The organism is Chryseobacterium sp. ISL-6, assembly GCF_018613715.1.
GTDB lineage: Bacteria > Bacteroidota > Bacteroidia > Flavobacteriales > Weeksellaceae > Chryseobacterium > Chryseobacterium paludis.
The window spans coordinates 712,139-731,377 of the sequence record NZ_JAGGPT010000006.1; the positions used below are offsets into that span (position 1 = coordinate 712,139).

A 19,239-nucleotide genomic window follows, 5' to 3' on the forward strand; every position below is an offset into this window, starting at 1 on the left:
AACATATTTGCAAATATATAAGCTCTTGGTATGATAAGTATTACAACAAAATCAATTCAGCGTAAGCATATTATAGTGATTTTAGTTACAAGCACGTTGTTGTTTCTGCCTGTTGTAACATTTAGCTTTCTTATAGGATGGGATGATCAAATTTATGTGCTCAACAACTATACGGAGAGTGGCCTAACCCTAAAAAACATAGAAGCAATAATTACCGAATTCTATTATGGTCAATATGCGCCATTGAATCAACTATTCTACTCAATTGTTTATGAGTTTTTCGGGTATAACCCAGCATATTTCCATGCCTGTAGTGTTCTTTTGCATGCTGCCAATGCTTTGCTCGTTTACTTCTTTATTGGAAAAATTACTACACGTATAGTACCTGAAAGTAATAGCCATCTTATTGCATTTTTTACTACAATATTATTTGTAATTGCCCCAATTAATCTTGAGTCTGTTGCATGGATTGCTGCATCAAAAGTTTTAATTTATGCTTTCTTCTATCTCTGTTCCTTGATATGGTATACAAAATACATAGAAACCAATAAAGCAAAGTATTATTATTTTACGGTAATATGTTTCATTCTTTCATTTTCAGCGAAAGAACAAGCAATGACGCTTCCTCTAGCGATGATTCTTATAGACTATATTTATAAACGCAATTTTAAAAGTAGCACAACGTGGTGGGAAAAAATGCCCCCGATATTACTTTCTGCAATTTTTGTGTTGGCTTCTTTTCAATCACAGGGTCGTTCAATCTTGTTGGCAAATGATACTTATGGGATGATTGATAGAATACTATTAGCGTTCTATACCATATCTGAATATTTTACAAAAATTCTGATTCCTGTAAATCTTTCATATGTATATCCTTTTCCTTTTTCATCTGAAGTGAATCCGCCAATATGGATATGGCTTTTCCCAATTTGCATGCTATGTACTGTGTATTGTTTAAGGCGTATTTTGATTCAAAAGCACATCCTTTTTGGAGTGACATTTTTTATGATTCATATCATCATGGTAAGCAACCTTATTTCATTGGCCAGATACTCTATCGTTGCGGATAGGTACGCATATATTGCATCTATTGGGTTATTTTGGCTCTTTGCTGTTTTATTTGCACGCATATTTCAGAAAGAGCAACATAAACGAAAACTTGGTTACATCTTAATGTCAATCACCTACTGTCTCTATTTTATAGTTTACACAAGTATCCACATATGGGTTTGGCAAGATGCGGTTACCTTAAAAGAAAAAATGCGTCTCGAAATTAAAAGCAGATCAGACTATGCAAAACCTAATAAATTCAATTAATGATAAACAGAATATGATACAAATAAAATTTGGTTACTTTTTGCTCCTTGTTATTATACTGATAAACATTATTATCGCTTCTAATTTTTATTTTCTAAAATCAATGAAAATTTCTGGCTTCTTTTTTCAACAAGCTGAGAACCAGGAATATTTTAATCCAAAAAAAAGATATTAATTATTTGGATTTTAGTTTTTGAAATAATAACTTCATACTACTTATACATTTTTACTATAAAATTAACCAAATTAATGCTCACCGCTCGCTTATGTAACACATAAGAAAGCTAATCAGCTTCTTAAATGAAAAACAAAAATTTTTATTTACTGACTTTAGTGTTTGCACTAAGCTTAGTACTATTTGCGTGCCGAAAAGAAATCGGCGCCTTTGTTGATGTTAACCCAAACGTATCAGCGTCGAAACTTGAGGCTGCTAAAATTTGGAATGCGAAATTTGTTGCAGAACATTATCGTGAAAATTCAAAAGTAGCAGGATTTGTAACCCTGAAGCCTCAATGGGAAAAGTCTTGGACGGTGGATGATCCAGATGGAGGACAGTATCTTGCAGTACCTACACCGATGGATCATGTAGACAAGCTAGAAGTATCCATCAGCAGGTTATTTTTATTCAAGATGGATGACAATACTGTGCAAGATGCAAGAATAGTCGAGTTTGTTGGTCTTAACTACAATGTTCAAAAAAATATTGATCAATTGATACAAGACCAAAAAAGAAAATCTATCTCGGGATTTAATGGAGCGATCATTAATTATGACTTAAATTATCGATGGACTGATGGGAAAATTTATGAGCAAGGTAAGGTAACACATGATAAAGCACTTATCACCAGAAAAGAGAGTCTGGCCTTTTCTGGATCAAGGATAAAGTTACCCTTATATTTAAGTACAATTGAAGGAAATATCAACAATAATGGTAGAATCAATAACTACAAATATTTATATACGCCTTCGAATACAACGGCCTCCGTAAGTAGCGGTAGTGGCAGCAGTTCCGGGGTTGCGAGCGGAATGGGTGGCACACTATCTGGTGTAACAATTGTTGGCGGCGGTACGGGCGGTGGCGGACTTCTTGTAATACCTCCGGGAGGGAATCCAAGCGTACCGATTAACGGGCCTGGCTTAATCCTGCCGCAAAGTTTTTCTGATGCTGAGGGAATTATAGAGTTTAATGGTACTCGTGATCCAGACTTTCCGTCTAATTGCAAATCGTTTGACTATAAAAATGCTAATGCAGCTGGCACCTACCAAGTATGTGCTGTGACTGACCTGAGGTTCGATTGGAATGCAGAGTGGCAACTAGGTAGCTATTTTTATCACGCATATGTTATGGGTCGTTTTACAAACAAAATTTACTTTGAATTTCCGAAAGTTCGTCTAAATGGACAATCTTATACAGCGTGTGAAGCCGCGAAATTAACAGCCCAAGCAAAGGATGAGGCGGAAGATATACTTGAAAGTCAAATAGAATCGTCACCGCCTTCTCTTGAAGAAACAGGAATTCTATTGATTAAAGCCAGATTTCTGAACATTTTAAAGAGTAAAATCCAGGCCTATGGTGGAAGAGTAATGCAATCTAATCAGTGGCCAACTGCTACAATTTCAACGAAGTCATATAGTAAAACTACTGGTGAATGTGATTGTGATGATTGGTAATTATGCTGGACGATGTAGAATTTATTAAAGAAATAAAGAACAATGATTTCATCAAATCGATTATTGTGCATAATGGTTTTTCTAAAGTCAATGTCTCACAATTCGATTATACTGAAGAGTTTGACGATTTTTATAAATTTAGGAACTTTCGGATCGGAAGATGGATATTCGATTTAGTGAAAATTTCTGCGTTGACTGGAGATCTTACAATGACATTTAGAACAGCTGACCAAGCGATCGTTGACGAACTTCCTCTTGTAATCGGCACTGGACCAACTTATCAAAAGGCTATACTTCCACAAGAACCAAGTATGATGCGTACTAAGGTTGGCAAAGTCGTTATTGAGGGAAAAACAGCACATGTTTCGTATATTATAGCGAAACCCTATGGAGCAGAAATTAAAATTCTTATACCTGGTAACTTAATTTAAAAAACTATGAAATTTGTTATAATATTTATTTTGTCTTTCATAATGGTATCTGCACTACCATTTTTCTGGAATCAATTTTCATTTGTAGAGCTTGGTTTCCCCTTTCCTTTTTTACAAAGAATGACTATTGACGATCCGCTTGGAACCACCACAGTAGTCCCATATTTTAAGCTAAACTTTGTATATGATTTGGTTTTAGTTGGAATCTGTGTGTGGGCACTAAATTATTATTTCAAACAGAGATTAAGAAATAATGCTTAAAGTCAGTAAAAAATAGCAATAGCAATACATGATAAGTTTTATCCACAAATGTATTGCTATTGCTGTTGTTAAGAAATGCTTCAAGCCTTGGATATTGGTATTGGAAATTACCAATTGCTTTCTATCAACTTATCTAATCCTTGTCAATAAAAGTTGCGGTTATCACCTTCAAGCCGCCCCCCTTTCTTCGATCAGCCGAATTTGCTTGATGAGGGTAACATCTTTTTACTGTTGCGTAACTAAATGTTGTAGGTCAGGATCATTTTTGATCCGCTCCAGTTCATCCGTGATAATCTTTATGATATCGGTCTTTATCTGTCGATAATTCGCCTCAATTTCCTGTTTCATGATATCCTCTCCCCTTTCATTTTCGAATGATGCAATCTGAGGAATCTTTTGGTAAACTTTCGTTTCCTTGGCTACCTTTTCATTATCCACCACGATCTCGGCATGAAAGATCTTCTGATCAATTCGTTCATCAAAATTGTCTGATACAGCCCCTACAAACATTCCTTGGGTGAGCGTGGATATTTTAGAAGCTGGGATCAGGCTGTCTAACTGAGTAGATATTGAAGTGGATTTATCATTACGGTTAATACTTAAACTTTGGCGCTTTTGCAATACTTTTCCAAAACGTTCCGAAAGGCTTTTGGCCGTTTCTCCTACTACCTGACCACTAAAAATATTACCTACCATATTCTGAATTACTTTGCTTTCTTTATCGCCATAATCACGGGTCAATTGCGAATAATCCTGAAATCCGAGACAGACGGCAACCTTATTACTACGGGCAGTGGCAATCAGGTTATCCAATCCCCTGAAATAGATCGTTGGTAGTTCGTCAATAATGACCGAGCTTTTTAGTTGACCTTTTTTGTTGATGAGTTTTACAATTCTGGAATTGTATAATCCGAGTGCAGCAGAATAGATATTCTGCCTGTCAGGATTGTTACCCACACACAGGATTTTGGGTTCTTTAGGATTATTGATATCGAGAGAAAAATCATCGCCAGTCATTACCCAATACAACTGCGGTGATATCATTCTTGACAAAGGAATCTTAGCCGAAGCGATTTGTCCCTGAAGCTGATCCTGTGCTCCACCTTGCCAGGCATCCATAAAAGGTGAAAGATAATTTTCCAGATCCGGATAAGTGGTAAGAATGGTGAAAACCTCTGAATATTTTTTATTTAACAGCTCAATGGCATGTGGAAAGGTGCAGTATTTTCCATTTTCATAGATTTTCAGGAACCATATGATAGCCGCCAAAAGAATGATTGGCGATTCTACAAAGAAATCTCCCTGCTTTTGAATCCAGCTGCGATTTAGGTTAAGCATGATGGTGTATGCGGACTCGTAGGCATCTGATATATCAGTCATAAACTCTGGGTTGATGGGATTGCATCGATGGCTTCTCCTGGGATCATCGAAATTGATCACATAGAATTTAGGTTTTACCTCGTATTTATCGGTGTGCTTGAGCAAGTGATTGTAAGCAATAGTGGAAAGATCGTCGAACTTAAAATCGTAGATATACATAGAAAAGCCCTTTTCGATCTGCTGCTTAATGAAACTATTTACGATGGCATATGACTTACCTGATCCGGGAGTTCCTAAAACTAGAGTTGCCCTGAATGGATTGACAATATTGATCCAGCCTTGATGCTGTTTTTTATTGTACCAGAATTTAGTCGGCAAGTTAATCGAGTACTCATTTTCCATGAGTTTGGTCTCCTGCATGAAGCTTTCGTTCTCATTATTGAAAACATCATCCATCAGATTATTCTTTAACAGCCGGCTCATCCAAACTCCTGCCATCAACAGGGCAATATATCCTATGCTAATGGTCAGGATATAAAAAAAGGTTCCGGTTTTTAATGGCAGTTTCAGTAAGGGTGTATTGAGAAAGAAAAGTATAAAACCAATGGCTAGTGCCATATAAATTTTAGACCAAGTAATCTTTTCGTTCTTTACCCCTTTAGTACCCAGACAACTTAACGCCAGCAGAACCAGACAGAATATTTTAGTATACAGTTGATGTGAAAACAATCCTGCTGTTCGCTGGAAATTACTGAGTATTTTATTGATAACTTCCAATGTCCAGCCTTGCTGTTGAAAAAATCCATAACAGAACCAATAGCTGTGCATCAGCACCAAAAGAATGCTTACGGCCCGCATAAACTCCATGATCTTAGCCAGACCTTTTAAATCGTCTTCTCCTTGCATTTTCGTAAATGTTAAACGTTTGGGATTGAATTTAAAAGCTGTGCTGCAGGGCTGTTAGATTGTGGCGGTCGATGGCTTTAAGTGACAGCGTTTGGCAATGTTGCTTTACTATAAAGCTCATTTGATGTTTTTGACAGGCTCAAAAGAAATAGTTTATTCCCGGCAGCGATTGGATTTAACCTGCTATATGCCATTTACTTATCCGATTTTTTTTATCTTTATAGTTGTGAAAATCATGGAATATCTTATCCATTTGATTAATCATGAGTAAAAAACAATGTTATGGATTGGAATAATCCCGACGCTTTCCCTGGTGAAAGTGAGGACGAATATAATATCCGAAAAAGAAGTGAAAGTGAATCTGCCACAGGATTAATGTTTGTGGTGGTAAACATTTTTATCCTTATCTTAAAAGTTGCAGCCATTTTTGGCTTGTTCTTTTATGCCGGGTTTTTATTATCACAAAAGTTGTGGGGAGATGAAACCGATAAGGTTAAACTTTTGGGGTTTTCGTTATTGTTTACCTACCTTATTTTTAGTATTATTTATTTCCTTAAAGGAACCATCATTGGGTTACGGGCAAGGAAACGAATGTTATGGTTGCTACCGTGGACAATTTGTGTGTTATTATGTTGTATCGCTCCGGCATTTATAATAAAATCATTGGTAGCTAATTTATTCAGCTCTACAGAAAGGGAAAGTATATGGTGTATCCTACTTAGCTGGGGAGCATTCGTGTTTTTTTCACTTTACATATACGGTCTTTATCGGTTTAAAACACCTACCGCACCAAAGATTTTGAGCTGGAGCTATGGTTTGGGACTGAAAATTTCTCATTAATAGGGGTCAGTTCACGAAAAGTAAAAAAAGGGTAAAGGATAAATCTATCGTAAGTTTTGTTATTAATAGATAATTGTATAAAGAAGCAAAAAAGGCCTCGAAGGTGTAGAATCTTGAAAAATTGCCCATAGTAATCTGTTCAAATTTCTCTTTTTATTTCCGGTATCTTCTATGGCTAAGAAAACCCTCTCTTAGTTTGTAGCGAATCTATTGTTATAGCACACTGGGCCAACTACTACAATTTTAAACCCTCAAATAATTCATTCATTAAACCCTCTGACTTCTTCTTTTCATCATTTATAAAGGCATTATATTCGATTTCAATAGTAATAACATTCTTTTTTTTTTGCATTATTTACTTCAATCTTATAATAAGCTTTTTTTTGATCTGATAATCCAAAATTAAATAACTATTGTCTTTGATGTGCCTTGTGTTCAATGTATTATACTTTGGTCTTTTCTCTTCAATATAATCGTTAGGCCATTCACTTTTTCCAACAAAAAATCTAACAATAATGTTGTCCTTTTTATATGCGAAATCAATTACCAGCAACCTATAAGATTCTGGTAAAATTCCACCCTTAAGCATCCTATTTATAGATTCTTTGTTTTCCTTATCATCAAAAACATTTAACCCTTTTGGGAGCGTTGCTTTGAGGGCTAAAATTAATTTGTTTTTGTGCCATAACTGTTGTGAACAACATTACGCTTATGATGGTTAATTTAATCTTCATGTCAATTTAGTCAGCCATAAATGGGGTCAACCTTACAAAAGTACTAAAAGTAAGCCCAATGTGTAGAATCCTGCAAAAAAGAAAAAACGGCGGTTTCAAATATTATCTAAATTTAAGCATAAAAAAACAGGCATTTTATATGCCTGCTGCCATTACCATTTTATGAAAAACAGAATGAGGAAATAAACCTTTTCCCACCTTTGTGTGAATTTTAATATACAAAAAGCAGTCCAAACGAACTGCTTACTTAAAAAACATTCAAGATGAAAAAAAATTAGTTATGTGAAATAAGTGACTCACTAAAATAAATTAACACTTACTTTTCATTACAAATATAAAAAAATAGAAAACTTTAAGAATAAAAAATCCATGCTATTTCATTACGTATGACCACAATGGAGAATGCTCATTGAGGTTATTCCTGCAAATCTGCGAAAAACAACGTTTTCAAAGAATTTGAACAGTTTATCAGCTATATGGTCTAATATCTGTTTTTATAAAATCTGTGGGCGAAATCCTGGTAAACAATCTCATCAGCTCCTTCTTGTATGTTGTAAGAAGATACCTCTATAAAAAATGGAACAGTGACTGCTTCTCTTATTATCCGGAAAATTGGAAGCTATCCTAGATAAAACGGACTTGCAACAGATCTAAGAGAACTTGGCAAAATAGAAAGAACCTTATTCATGCTCGAATGTATATGGACCCAACTCTGCGAAGAAGAGTTACTGTAGGATTAAATAAAGGAGAAGGCAGAAATGCATTGGCAAGAGCTGTATATTTTAACCGTCTCGGAGAAGTAAGAGACAGAAGTTTTGAAAGTCAGCGATACAGAGCCGAAGGTCTTAACCTGGTTACGGCTGCTATTGTTTTATGGAATACGGGTTTATATTGAACAAGCTGTAGAACACCTTAAACAGCAAGGAGAAGAGATTAACCCGGAATTACTCCAGTATCTTTCACCTTTAGGTTGGGAACACATCCATTTAACCGGAGACTTTGTCTGGAATAATAAAGTAACATTAAAACCGGGAGAACTAAGACCGTTAAGATTGAATAATCTAAAATAACTATCGAAATTATTGTTTATGATAGATTTTATCCTTTATCCTTTTTTTACTTTTCGTGAGCTGACCCCTAATAGGTATTGACAAATCTGTTACTGACCTAGCTTCCTTTTCTTCTTTTTCATTTGGTTTTCAAATAGCTGTTCCTCATAATCTTCAACCTGAACTTCCGGTAATAATCCCCCTAGAGATTCAATAAAGCTAGGTTCATTCTGGTTATATGAAACTGTATTATAATTAAGAAAATCAAACAGGTCATGTGGCTTTTCTCTGTTGTATAGATCCTTAGCAATAACGGGTTCAACAATTGGTTTTTTAGAGTTTATATTTTCAATCTGCGGCCTTTTATCGTTATTCCACCAATCATTAAAGACATTTGCGGAAAATTCCTTCCCTAAATGCGAGCCATTCAATACTGTTTTGTTGTTGTGGTCAATAAAGGTGATCCCGTAAACACGTCCGTTATCATTAATGCGCACTACGGTATTGATGCCGTGTTCCTGTAATTGTTTTTTGAAACTTTTCTCATCAGTTGCCATATGCATGGCGACCTGTATAATGTTTTTCAGGGAACTGTTTGCGTGTTCGTTTTTTAATGATTCCTTGGATTTTTTGAAATGTTCATGTAACGCATGATACCCTGCGCTTTTTCCAAATAATGATGCTTTAAAGGGATTACTGGTCTTCTCACGATTTTCATTAAGTACAGAGTAAACAAGTCCTTGTTTCTCTGTACCATGCAATTCACCCTTAACTTCATCGGCAGTAATATTGAACAGGGAAAGTAGAGCATTGTATTCACCCATAGTTTGAAACCTATAATACTTAGGAAGATGACGGACTACGGAAGCGATTTGGCTTTTCAGGTCCCCTTTTATATAATCCACTGGACGGAATATGCTATCATTTTGTAAATGCTCTTTTTCGGTTGTGGGTATTAGTCCGTATTTCTGTTCTAATGCCCTTGAGATATTTACAGAACGTCTTTTTTCAAAACTATCTGATATTTTTTTACCCTTCTCATCTACGCACACAGAAACAATATGAATATGGGTACGATCAATATCTGTGTGCTTGAACACCACGAAAGGCTGATTCCTGTAGCCCATCTGCTCCATGTAGTCCAGTGCAATAGCCTGAAATTTTTCATCACTAACCTGATCTTTAGGATTTGGATTTAAAGAAATATGCAGAATCGGCTTTTCTGTTTTGTTATTTGCTGCCAGATAAGGTTCAAAAGAGCGAGCTAACTGAGCTGTGGTATATAGTCCGTTCACCGTTTCCACTATCTTATGTGTATATAAAATTTCTCCGTTTTCTTTCTCTACTTTCAACTGATTATAGGAAAGTGCACCAAAGAGACTCTCTCCTCTCCCAATGTTCGCTATCATTTTACGCTCCTTTTTTCAGATATTTTTCTTCAAATTCCTGAGTCAAACGAATTATTTCTTTAATTAATTTTGCCATTTCAACTGTATATTTTTCCAGTTTATAGAGATAAGCCGATGCTTTCTTCTCGGAAAAATTACGGTATAGGAGCTTAACAATCTGGTTGTAGTTGACCCCGACAGACCGATACTGGCCGTATAAAGTAGTGAGTCGCATATAGTAATCCACTGCTCCTTTATCAATTTTTACTGTTTTAATTTCCTTTCCGAACAGTACGGAAATAATAAATTTTGCTTTATTGGTCATCCCTGATGCTTCAAAAAGCGATAATAATCTGTTATTTTCTTCTTCTGTGAGACGAAAAACATGGCGGTGTATACTGGGATCAGTTTTGGGAATCCGCCCGCCTTTGTTCTGTTTTCTTTTACTATTCTGATCCATAATATATCCATTATTAAAATTGATAAACTTCCGACTTTGGAGGAGTTTCCAGCCCCCTGCAAGGGCAAGGGTTTTGGGGCACGAAATGAGTTTCGAGTGCCTCAAAACACACCTTGCTGTGTTCGGGTGAACACGAAAATCCGTCCTTCGGAGCGGATTATAGATAGCAGGGAAAACAGCTTCGAGCTGTTTTTTAAACTCCTTAATCCATTAAAGTATATATTGCTAAAATCCATATTTAAATCTTTTTACAAAGTTCGGGAGGAGAAACGAAAGGACTGCAATGGAAATAAACGCCAAATAAAGCCGGTGGCAGCCAGTGAGTGCCACCTTTGTAAAGGAGCTTATCGAGGTTTATTTCTTTGTGGCAGCAATCAGGCTGGGACATCGTCCAATAAGAGTGCAGTGCGTACAGTCATTTGGAAAGAGAAATATCATGAGAACCAGACAGCAAGTAGGCTTGATGGAATTTGATTCTGAAGATGGGAATACCCGATTGTGTGGATGCTAACCGATTATTCTGTTAGCTGGCAGGACAGCAAACAATCCTGTGAGCTTGCAGATGTATGATACAGCCTGCCGGAAGATTATCAGGCAAGAAAGCAAGAATGATTGAAGGGTACTCGGATAAGCTGACATCAGTATGGACGGCAGATAAGCATGAAAATCATTAAGCTGGTTTTCTGGATGGAGTGTTAGGATGATCTATATCCTTTAGGATAGCAACCAGCCCTGAACGAATGTTGTACAGAAAGTTATCAGGACAACAAAAAAGAAGTTTAACCTTAAAAATTGAATATCATGGACAAAAAAAACAAAACATTATTTATTGCTTTTTCGAGCCAAAAAGGAGGCGTGGGCAAAAGTACTTTTACGGCAATTATTGCCAGTATTCTACATTATCGTCTGGGTCTTAATATCGCCGTCTTTGATTGTGATTACCCTCAGCATAGCCTTATGCAGATGCGTGAAAGGGATCTGCAAGCGGTCAATAACAATGAAATATTCAAAAAACTGGCATTCCGCCAATTCTCTATGATCAATAAAAAAGCATATCCCATACTTCAATGCAGGTCGGATGAAGCTTTACTGGAAGCCGGTCGCTTTTTACAATCTTCAGCCATTGATATTGATGTTGTTTTCTTTGATTTGCCAGGAACCGTTAATACGCCGGGCTTACTCAATACACTGGCCGGAATTCATCATATTTTTTCACCGATCACTGCAGATCGACTTGTGATGGAAAGTACATTGAGATTTACCGATGTAATGGCCAATGTATTGATGAAGCAAGGAAACACTACCATTGAAACTATCCAACTGTTCTGGAACCAAGTGGACAGGCGGGAAAAATCACCTTTATATGAATCTTATGAAAAAGTAATCGCAGATCTTGGTTTACATCTTATGAATTCCCGAATCATGGACAGTAAACGATTTCGTAAGGAAAGTGAGGTTGCGGCAAAAACCATCTTCCGTTCTACTTTACTGCCTCCGGATGAAAAGTTGATGAAAAGCTGTCATTTGGATGTGTTTATCGAGGAATTTTTAAGAACGATCAAATTGTAAGCAATGGAAAATAAAGGAAATGCGAACCCAAAGGTTGATGAAGAACATGTAATGGCTATCATTGCCAAGAACACAACTCAACTCAGTCAGGCAGAAACGCGTAGAGAACCAGCCGAAGAGAAGCCTGCAGTCAGGGATAGAACTAGGCAGAAAAAAACAATTGACCTAAGTTATGGAGAGCGTTTTCTGGGCAGCCATAGTATGACACGAAGAGGTGAAAAAAGTATATATATTCGTCAGGAACATCATGAACGTTTATCCCGTATCATACAGGTTATAGGTCAAGACAAGATTCCGCTTTATGCCTACCTTGATAACATTCTGGAACATCATTTTGAAATTTTTGAGAAAGATATTACAGAAGACTTCGACAAAAAATACAAACCCCTTTTCTAATTATATAAACTGATTTATAATCACAGTTATGGAAATACTCATCGTAATATGCCTGCTAGTCGTAATTTTTTTACTGTTACAGGATAAGATTGTCATTAAAAAAGTTGTAACAAACGAAGCTGACAAAGGAAAATCTAAGATTAAATTGCCTGAAATCATGGGAGTGCCTAAGCCTGTAAAGAGACTTTCAACGCCAAACATTGCCTCTGAAGTGCAAGATGAAAAACAAAAGGAAGAAACGAATAATTTTGATCATATAATCGAAAATAAAGAATTCGATAAACAAATTCCGCTGGAAGAGCCGGATGAAGTTTTTGGAGAAGTACCTGATCTGAGAGAAGAGGAAGAAGAATGGAATGTGTACGGAGTTGCTGATGATGAAGACGGTTTTGCCATGGGGGTCACCTTTGAAGAACTGGGTACAGTGGGGATGGTAATTCGGCAAGAAATGCCGGAGCCTTCTTTAGAAAAACAAGCAGTTGCCATAGTTCAGAAAATACAAGGAACCGAACTCTTCAGTCTATTGGAAAACTCTATGGAAGGAGCTTCAAGAAAAATAGCAGAGTTATTAGACAAAAGTCTTTCCACCAAAATAGAATCCGGTTCTTCCATTTTGCGGAAAAAAAATGATCTCAGTGATTTTGACATAGGAGCGTTTGTCTGAAAGAAAATCTCTTTTTGTCTGTTTATAACTATTCCAGAAAAAGAGCCAATAGCATTGGAATATCTAATTAATTTTAAATCAGCATAATTATGGTCTCCAAAAACGATCCCGACTATCTATTTGAGGAATATAAAGAATATACGATTGCCAGCCACAAAGACAATGTTGCAGAAAAGAGCATTAATAACCTCATCATTGTTTACCAGACAAAACATTTTCCCGAACGTAGGTTTATTGTCGGCTTTGATGATTCAAAGATGTCAGGTCGAAGGCAGTCTTTTGCACATAATATAGAAGATGCAAAAAACTACATTGATTGGGTCACAGAAGTCCGCCAGGAAAAAAAGAGCAATCGTCAATCGGAAGAGAATCCCAAAAAGGCTGCAGAAAAACAACAGCCAATCCAACCCAGGCTAATGAAACGTAAAGGTCGCAGAATGTAGATCTAAAACTTCATAATTTGAGCGTCAATCCTTAGCAGGGCTGACGTTTTTTTGTGCTCTAAAATAAATTACAACGTCACTAAACGCCAAACAATTCCACTGACAGCCAATTGGTTAAGTGCGCCTAAATGTCCCGATACATTTGTCTCCAAGCCTGCATAAAGCAGGGAATCATTAATCACTTAATGTATATAATCATGGAAAAACAAAGAAAAAAGATCCTGCTGATGGGCATCGCACTGCTTTCTGTGTCGGAGGCATTTGCTCAGGGCAATGGTACAGCAGGGATTACAGAAGCAACGCAGATGGTTACCTCCTATTTTGACCCTGCTACCAAGCTCATCTATGCAATTGGAGCTGTCGTAGGACTGATAGGCGGGGTAAAGGTTTACAACAAGTTTAGCAGCGGTGATCCCGATACTAGTAAGACAGCAGCAAGCTGGTTTGGAGCCTGTATCTTCCTGATCGTTGCAGCAACAATCCTTCGTTCATTCTTCCTATAATCCCTCGCCTTATGAATAATTACAATATAAATAAAGGCATTGGGCGTACGGTAGAATTTAAGGGACTTAAAGCACAGTACCTGTTCATTTTTGCAGGGGGATTACTGGGTATCCTAATTCTGGTGATGGTTTTATACATGGCTGGGCTTAATTCCTATGCATGTCTCTTCATCGGGGTTGGTGGTGCATCACTGATCATCTGGCAGACCTTTTCGCTGAACAAAAAATATGGTGCTTATGGGCTTATGAAAGTCGGCGCCGTAAAAAGCCATCCCCGTTACATCATCTGCCGTAAGCCTATCCGCCGTTACATCGCCAAACATACAACAACTAAATAAATGAGCGATGAATAAGGAAAACCGAAAGCTGCCAACAATTAATCTCGCAGGTGCAGAATTTTATGTCGATGCCACCTGCGGTTTACTGACAGACACCCTTAACGGTGCTAACAGCATTCATATTTATGAAATGTTAATGCTGGACAGCCACTTTGAAATGGTATTTGACAAGCATACACGAAATCTTAAGGAATCAGATTGGACAAATATTGAAGATGAAAGGTATGCGTACTTATGGCTGCGTCCGCTTGGTGTTTATGATCCAGACGGAGCAAAAGAAAAGCTTACAGAAGAGGACCTGCATTTTCTTAAAAATCTACCGGTAATCGACATAGAGGGTGTGAATTTCCTTTGGGAAAAACAGACTGGCCATCTCTTTCAGCAGGAGAATCCCTGGAATATGATCGCTAAAAATGATGCGGTGCAAAGTGAAGGTGTAACGGGTTTTTATTTTGACACGAACAAAAAGGTAGTCCCGTTTCCTCACGAATTACCATCAGCTAAGGGGATGCTACCAGCCCATATCAGTTTTATTCCAGTTTCTAAAATTAATCAAAAAATACTTCTTGCCGGGCAGCAGAAGACCAATCAAGCTGTTTCACGGAATAAGGGCAAAAGGTAAAATAATAACTGAGACAATCTCTAAATCTAAAAGAAATAATAATGAGAAATACATCCAAAACCAGTACACTGGAAAGTAAGTTTCCTCTGCTGGCCGTAGAAGATCACTGTATCATTTCCAAGGAGGCTGATATTACCGCCTGCTTCAGGGTGCATCTTCCGGAACTCTTTACGGTAGCTGCCCCTGAATACGAAGCCATTCATTCTGCCTGGCATAAAGCGGTGAAAACTTTGCCTGATTTTACCGTGATCCACAAACAGGACTGGTATATCAAAGAAAACTATACTCCGGATATGGCAAAGGAAGGATTAAGCTTTCTGGCAAAATCCTACCAGATGCATTTTAACGAGCGTCCTTTCTTGAACCACTACTGCTATGTGTTTATTACCAAGACTTCTAAGGAGCGAATGCGGATGCAGAGCAATTTCTCTTCCCTCTGCAAAGGCGTCTTAGTGCCAAAAGAGATCAGGGACAAAGAAACTATATCGCGGTTTATGGAAAGCGTAAGCCAGTTTGAACGAATCGTGAACGATTCACAGTTTGTCAAACTAGAGAGGTTAAAAGAAGAAGATATTGTGGGGACAGAAGGCAAACAAGGTTTATTAGACCAATATTTTACCCTGTCAAGACAGCATGGAACACCATTACAGGATATTGCGTTAGGTGCGGAAGAAATGCGTATCGGGAATAACAGGTTGTGCCTTCATACACTGTCTGATACCGATGACCTTCCCGGAACGGTATCTACCGATACCCGCTATGAAAAGTTATCGACGGACCGCAGTGACTGCCGTTTGTCTTTTGCAGCTCCTGTGGGACTGCTCTTAAACTGTAATCATATCTATAACCAATACTTATTCCTGGATAACAGTGACGATAATCTCAAAAAGTTTGAAAAATCAGCAAGGAATATGCATTCTCTGGGTAGGTACAGCCGAAGCAATCAAATCAATAAAGAATGGATTGAACGCTATTTAAATGAAGCCCATTCTTATGGCCTTTCTTCGATACGTGCTCATTTTAATGTGATGGCATGGTCTGATGATGCTTTTGAATTGAAACAGTTGAAAAATGATACAGGAAGTGCCCTAGCATTGATGGAATGTAAGCCTCGTCATAATACCACGGATGTAGCGACGCTTTACTGGGCGGGAATTCCTGGTAATGCAGGTGATTTTCCAAGTGAAGAAAGTTTTTATACGTTCATTGAACCGGCACTGTGCTTCTTTACCGAGGAAACCAATTACCAAAATTCACCTTCACCATTCGGAATTAAGATGGCTGATCGGCTCACCGGAAATCCAATCCATCTGGACATCTCTGATCTACCAATGAAAAAAGGGATTATCACCAATAGAAACAAGTTCATTTTGGGACCCTCAGGCAGTGGAAAATCATTTTTCACTAATCACATGGTCAGGCAGTATTATGAGCAAGGGGCTCATGTTCTATTAGTCGATACCGGAAATTCCTATCAGGGCTTGTGCGAACTCATCAAAGGAAAAACCAAAGGAGAAGACGGCGTTTATTTTACTTATACGGAAGATAACCCAATTGCCTTTAATCCATTCTATACCGACGACGGTGTATTTGATATTGAAAAAAGAGAGAGTATTAAAACGTTGGTATTAACACTCTGGAAACGCGACGATGAACCACCAACCCGTGCCGAAGAAGTCGCTCTTTCCAATGCGGTGAGCGGGTACATTGAACAAATAAAACAGGCAGATACCTGTCCATCATTCAATGGCTTTTATGAATATGTAAAAGGGGATTACCGCAAGATCCTGGAAGAAAAACAGGTTCGAGAAAAGGATTTTGACATTGCTAACTTTTTAAATGTTCTTGAACCCTATTACAAAGGGGGCGAATACGATTACCTGCTGAATTCTGATAAACAGCTTGACCTATTGAATAAGCGTTTTATTGTGTTTGAAATTGATGCTATAAAGGACCACAAGATCTTATTTCCCATCGTCACCATCATCATTATGGAGGTATTCTTAAACAAAATGAGGAGGCTGAAAGGTATACGAAAGCTCATACTAATTGAAGAAGCGTGGGTGCGACGAGAAGTTGCATAAATGATTGTCTGGCAAAGCGACCAGACCTGCTGTTTCGTCAGCAGTAACCTACCGACACATGCATCGCTGGTAACGGCGTTGTATGAAGCTGTCGGGACAAAGCACCCTTTGTAAAAAAGGAGCAGAAGCCGTGAGGCAGAGCAACTATCCCCAATATCACGGGATATGGGTGCCAGGTTTGAGTGGTATGGCTAACATAAGTGAACCGTCGTTGGAACCGTCGTAACTTCGAATAAGCCAAAGATATTGAAAGGCTTTAACCCAAAAGGGAGGCAGTCGGTTACCCTCGTCCATGCATAGGGTACACGAACAAAGCACTGCCGGCGGATAGACGGAGCCTAACCCACTTATATGTCATTTATGCAGAACTCGGTAAGCCCATACCGTTCCTGTAGCTACAGGAAAGCTGACCGCAAGGAAAGCCGATAGCGGTGTGGGTAGAGGAAAACAGAAAAAGCGAATGCCATTCTGTAATGGGATGGATAGGAGTTTAAACCTTACTCCACACGAAAGTGGGCAGACTTCTGTATGGTAACTTATTACAATAACCTTATAGAACTTTTAAAGGAAGGAAAGCAAATGAACGTAAAAAGAAAAACGTGTGCACCTGCCGACAAGGTGGAAAACTGGGACAGCATTGACTGGGACAGTTGCGAATCCAATGTCAGAAAGCTGCAAGCGCGTATTGTAAAAGCTCAGAAAGAAGGCAGACATAACAAGGTTAAATCCTTGCAGTGGATGCTTACACACTCCTTTCACGCCAAAGCTTTGGCAGTGAAAAGAGTTACTTCAAACAAAGGAAAGAACACATCAGGTGTGGACAAAGTATTATGGTCTACATCCAATGCGAAGTATCAGGCGATTAACGACCTGAAAAGAAGAAGCTACAACCCTCAACCATTGAAAAGAGTAAATATTACCAAGAAAAACGGAAAATTAAGACCATTGGGCATACCGACAATGAAAGACAGAGCAATGCAGGCATTATACCTGATGGCTTTAGAACCCATATCAGAAACTAAGGCTGACAGTCATTCTTACGGCTTCCGAAAGGAACGCAGTACGGCTGATGCGATAGCTCTTTGTTTCGGGCTACTTTCAAAAAAAGTATCGCCACAGTGGGTCTTGGAAGCTGACATCAAAGGATGTTTCGACCATATCAGTCACGATTGGTTGCAGAATCGTGTCCCTACAGACAAGGCTATGCTCCAAAAATGGCTGAAAAGTGGATTCATCTTTGAAAAGAAGCTATTTCCAACGGAAGAAGGAACTCCGCAGGGAGGCATTATTTCTCCCACTCTTGCTAATCTGACCTTAGATGGATTGCAGGAATTGCTTGCTGGTAAGTTCAAGAAAAAACAAGTCAATCTGGAAATTATAAATCCAAAGATTCATCTGGTAAGATATGCCGATGACTTCATTATAACGGGGACAAGCAAAGAACAGCTCGAAAATGAAGTACTTCCGCTTATCAAAGAATTTCTTTCGGAAAGAGGTCTGGAACTCTCAATGGAGAAAACCAGAATTACCCATATCTCGAATGGATTTGATTTTCTTGGATTCAACATCCGCAAGTACAGCAATGGTAAGCTATTGATTAAACCTTCAAAGGATAGTCTGAAAAAGTTTTCTGAAAAAGTGGCAGGTATTATTGATTCCAATAAGACAAGCAAACAGGAAACTCTTATCAGACAATTAAATCCTGTGATAATGGGTTGGGCAAACTATTACAAAAGCTGTGTAGCCTCTGAAACATTCAGGAAAGCAGATTTCCTGATATTCCAAAAACTGTGGACTTGGGCGATGAGAAGACATCCTAAAAAAGGAAAATTCTGGGTTGCAAAGAAATACTTCCGAAAAATCGGGAACAGGAACTGGACATTTGCGGTAGATACACCCAACTATAAGGGAAAGAATGAAACATTCTCCCTTAAAAGGATGTATGACACCAAAATACTCCGCCATATCCAGATAAAGCAGGAAGCCAATCCTTTCGACCCTGAATGGAAGTCTTACTTTGACCAAAGGGAAACTTACAAAATGTTAGAATCCCTCGACGGTAAAAAGTCGCTCCTACAACTATGGAAAAGACAAAATCGCAAGTGTCCGTTGTGTGGCAAACTGATAGGGCGAGAACTTCAATGGGGAACAACAACCCTGATGGAGGAAGGAGTTCGCAAGAACTTTCTCGTTCACGATGTTTGCCGCAGAAGTTCTTACCAATTAAAATTGAAGTACTAATG

Annotated in this window: 17 protein-coding genes and 2 pseudogenes; 16 read left to right on the plus strand and 3 right to left on the minus strand. The window is 38.1% G+C overall.

The features are described 5' to 3' along the window. Positions 1–30: 30 nt before the first annotated feature. The 4 genes from J7E44_RS14040 to J7E44_RS14055 all read left to right on the plus strand — a co-directional run bounded on the left by J7E44_RS14040 (position 31) and on the right by J7E44_RS14055 (position 3,680). A complete protein-coding gene (locus J7E44_RS14040; RefSeq protein WP_214830925.1) occupies positions 31–1,317 on the plus strand; it encodes a glycosyltransferase family protein in 1,287 nt (428 codons plus the stop codon). Between the two features lie 300 nt (positions 1,318–1,617). Beyond that, on the plus strand, positions 1,618–2,988 hold the full coding sequence (locus J7E44_RS14045) for a hypothetical protein (protein WP_214830928.1): 1,371 nt from the start codon (positions 1,618–1,620) through the stop codon (positions 2,986–2,988). A gap of 2 nt (positions 2,989–2,990) precedes the next feature. Beyond that, positions 2,991–3,419 carry a hypothetical protein gene (locus J7E44_RS14050; RefSeq protein ID WP_214830930.1) on the plus strand — a complete coding sequence of 143 codons (429 nt, stop codon included), beginning with the start codon at positions 2,991–2,993 and terminating at the stop codon, positions 3,417–3,419. A gap of 6 nt (positions 3,420–3,425) precedes the next feature. Then, complete coding sequence (locus J7E44_RS14055) at positions 3,426–3,680, plus strand: hypothetical protein (RefSeq protein WP_214830931.1); 255 nt, start codon at positions 3,426–3,428, stop codon at positions 3,678–3,680. 225 nt (positions 3,681–3,905) lie between these two features. On the opposite strand, the gene mobC is transcribed toward J7E44_RS14055, so the two are convergent. Next, complete coding sequence (gene mobC, locus J7E44_RS14060) at positions 3,906–5,906, minus strand: conjugal transfer protein MobC (RefSeq protein ID WP_214830933.1); 2,001 nt, start codon at positions 5,904–5,906, stop codon at positions 3,906–3,908. Between the two features lie 282 nt (positions 5,907–6,188). On the opposite strand from mobC, the gene J7E44_RS14065 reads away from it, so the two are divergent. Together J7E44_RS14065 and J7E44_RS14070 are read left to right on the plus strand one after the other, a co-directional pair. Next, a complete protein-coding gene (locus J7E44_RS14065) occupies positions 6,189–6,746 on the plus strand; it encodes a hypothetical protein (protein ID WP_214830935.1) in 558 nt (185 codons plus the stop codon). A 1,297-nt stretch (positions 6,747–8,043) separates the two neighbouring features. Then, positions 8,044–8,550: pseudogene (locus tag J7E44_RS14070) on the plus strand (Tn3 family transposase); the annotation flags it as partial. Positions 8,551–8,639: 89 nt separating this feature from the next. On the opposite strand, the gene mobB reads toward J7E44_RS14070, so the two are convergent. Further along, positions 8,640–9,938 carry a conjugal transfer protein MobB gene (mobB, locus tag J7E44_RS14075; RefSeq protein ID WP_214830938.1) on the minus strand — a complete coding sequence of 433 codons (1,299 nt, stop codon included), beginning with the start codon at positions 9,936–9,938 and terminating at the stop codon, positions 8,640–8,642. Between the two features lies 1 nt (position 9,939). Continuing rightward, complete coding sequence (mobA, locus tag J7E44_RS14080) at positions 9,940–10,377, minus strand: conjugal transfer protein MobA (protein ID WP_214830940.1); 438 nt, start codon at positions 10,375–10,377, stop codon at positions 9,940–9,942. A gap of 319 nt (positions 10,378–10,696) precedes the next feature. Between mobA and J7E44_RS14085 the strand changes: the two genes are divergently transcribed. The 10 genes and pseudogenes from J7E44_RS14085 (at position 10,697) to ltrA (ending at position 19,237) form a co-directional block, all read left to right on the plus strand. Continuing rightward, a complete protein-coding gene (locus tag J7E44_RS14085) occupies positions 10,697–10,888 on the plus strand; it encodes a hypothetical protein (protein WP_214830942.1) in 192 nt (63 codons plus the stop codon). A gap of 290 nt (positions 10,889–11,178) precedes the next feature. Next, positions 11,179–11,946 carry a ParA family protein gene (locus J7E44_RS14090; protein ID WP_214830944.1) on the plus strand — a complete coding sequence of 256 codons (768 nt, stop codon included), beginning with the start codon at positions 11,179–11,181 and terminating at the stop codon, positions 11,944–11,946. A gap of 3 nt (positions 11,947–11,949) precedes the next feature. Further along, the gene (locus J7E44_RS14095) at positions 11,950–12,342 is read left to right on the plus strand and encodes a DUF3408 domain-containing protein (protein WP_214830946.1); all 393 of its coding nucleotides are present in this window, start codon (positions 11,950–11,952) and stop codon (positions 12,340–12,342) included. 28 nt (positions 12,343–12,370) lie between these two features. Further along, positions 12,371–13,006: a conjugal transfer protein TraD gene (locus J7E44_RS14100; protein ID WP_214830948.1), complete on the plus strand. Its 636-nt coding sequence runs from the start codon at positions 12,371–12,373 to the stop codon at positions 13,004–13,006. Between the two features lie 89 nt (positions 13,007–13,095). After that, complete coding sequence (locus J7E44_RS14105) at positions 13,096–13,449, plus strand: hypothetical protein (RefSeq protein ID WP_214830950.1); 354 nt, start codon at positions 13,096–13,098, stop codon at positions 13,447–13,449. Positions 13,450–13,646: 197 nt separating this feature from the next. Then, complete coding sequence (locus J7E44_RS14110) at positions 13,647–13,952, plus strand: DUF4134 domain-containing protein (RefSeq protein ID WP_214830952.1); 306 nt, start codon at positions 13,647–13,649, stop codon at positions 13,950–13,952. 11 nt (positions 13,953–13,963) lie between these two features. After that, positions 13,964–14,290, plus strand: a complete 327-nt coding sequence (locus tag J7E44_RS14115) for a DUF4133 domain-containing protein (protein WP_214830954.1) — start codon at positions 13,964–13,966, stop codon at positions 14,288–14,290. Between the two features lie 7 nt (positions 14,291–14,297). Next, entirely contained in the window at positions 14,298–14,912 is a 615-nt protein-coding gene (locus J7E44_RS14120) for a hypothetical protein (protein WP_214830957.1), read from the plus strand. 41 nt (positions 14,913–14,953) lie between these two features. Next, positions 14,954–16,975, plus strand: a pseudogene (locus tag J7E44_RS14125) (TraG family conjugative transposon ATPase); the annotation flags it as partial. A 549-nt stretch (positions 16,976–17,524) separates the two neighbouring features. Beyond that, a complete protein-coding gene (gene ltrA / locus J7E44_RS14130; RefSeq protein ID WP_251040579.1) occupies positions 17,525–19,237 on the plus strand; it encodes a group II intron reverse transcriptase/maturase in 1,713 nt (570 codons plus the stop codon). Positions 19,238–19,239 lie beyond the last annotated feature (2 nt).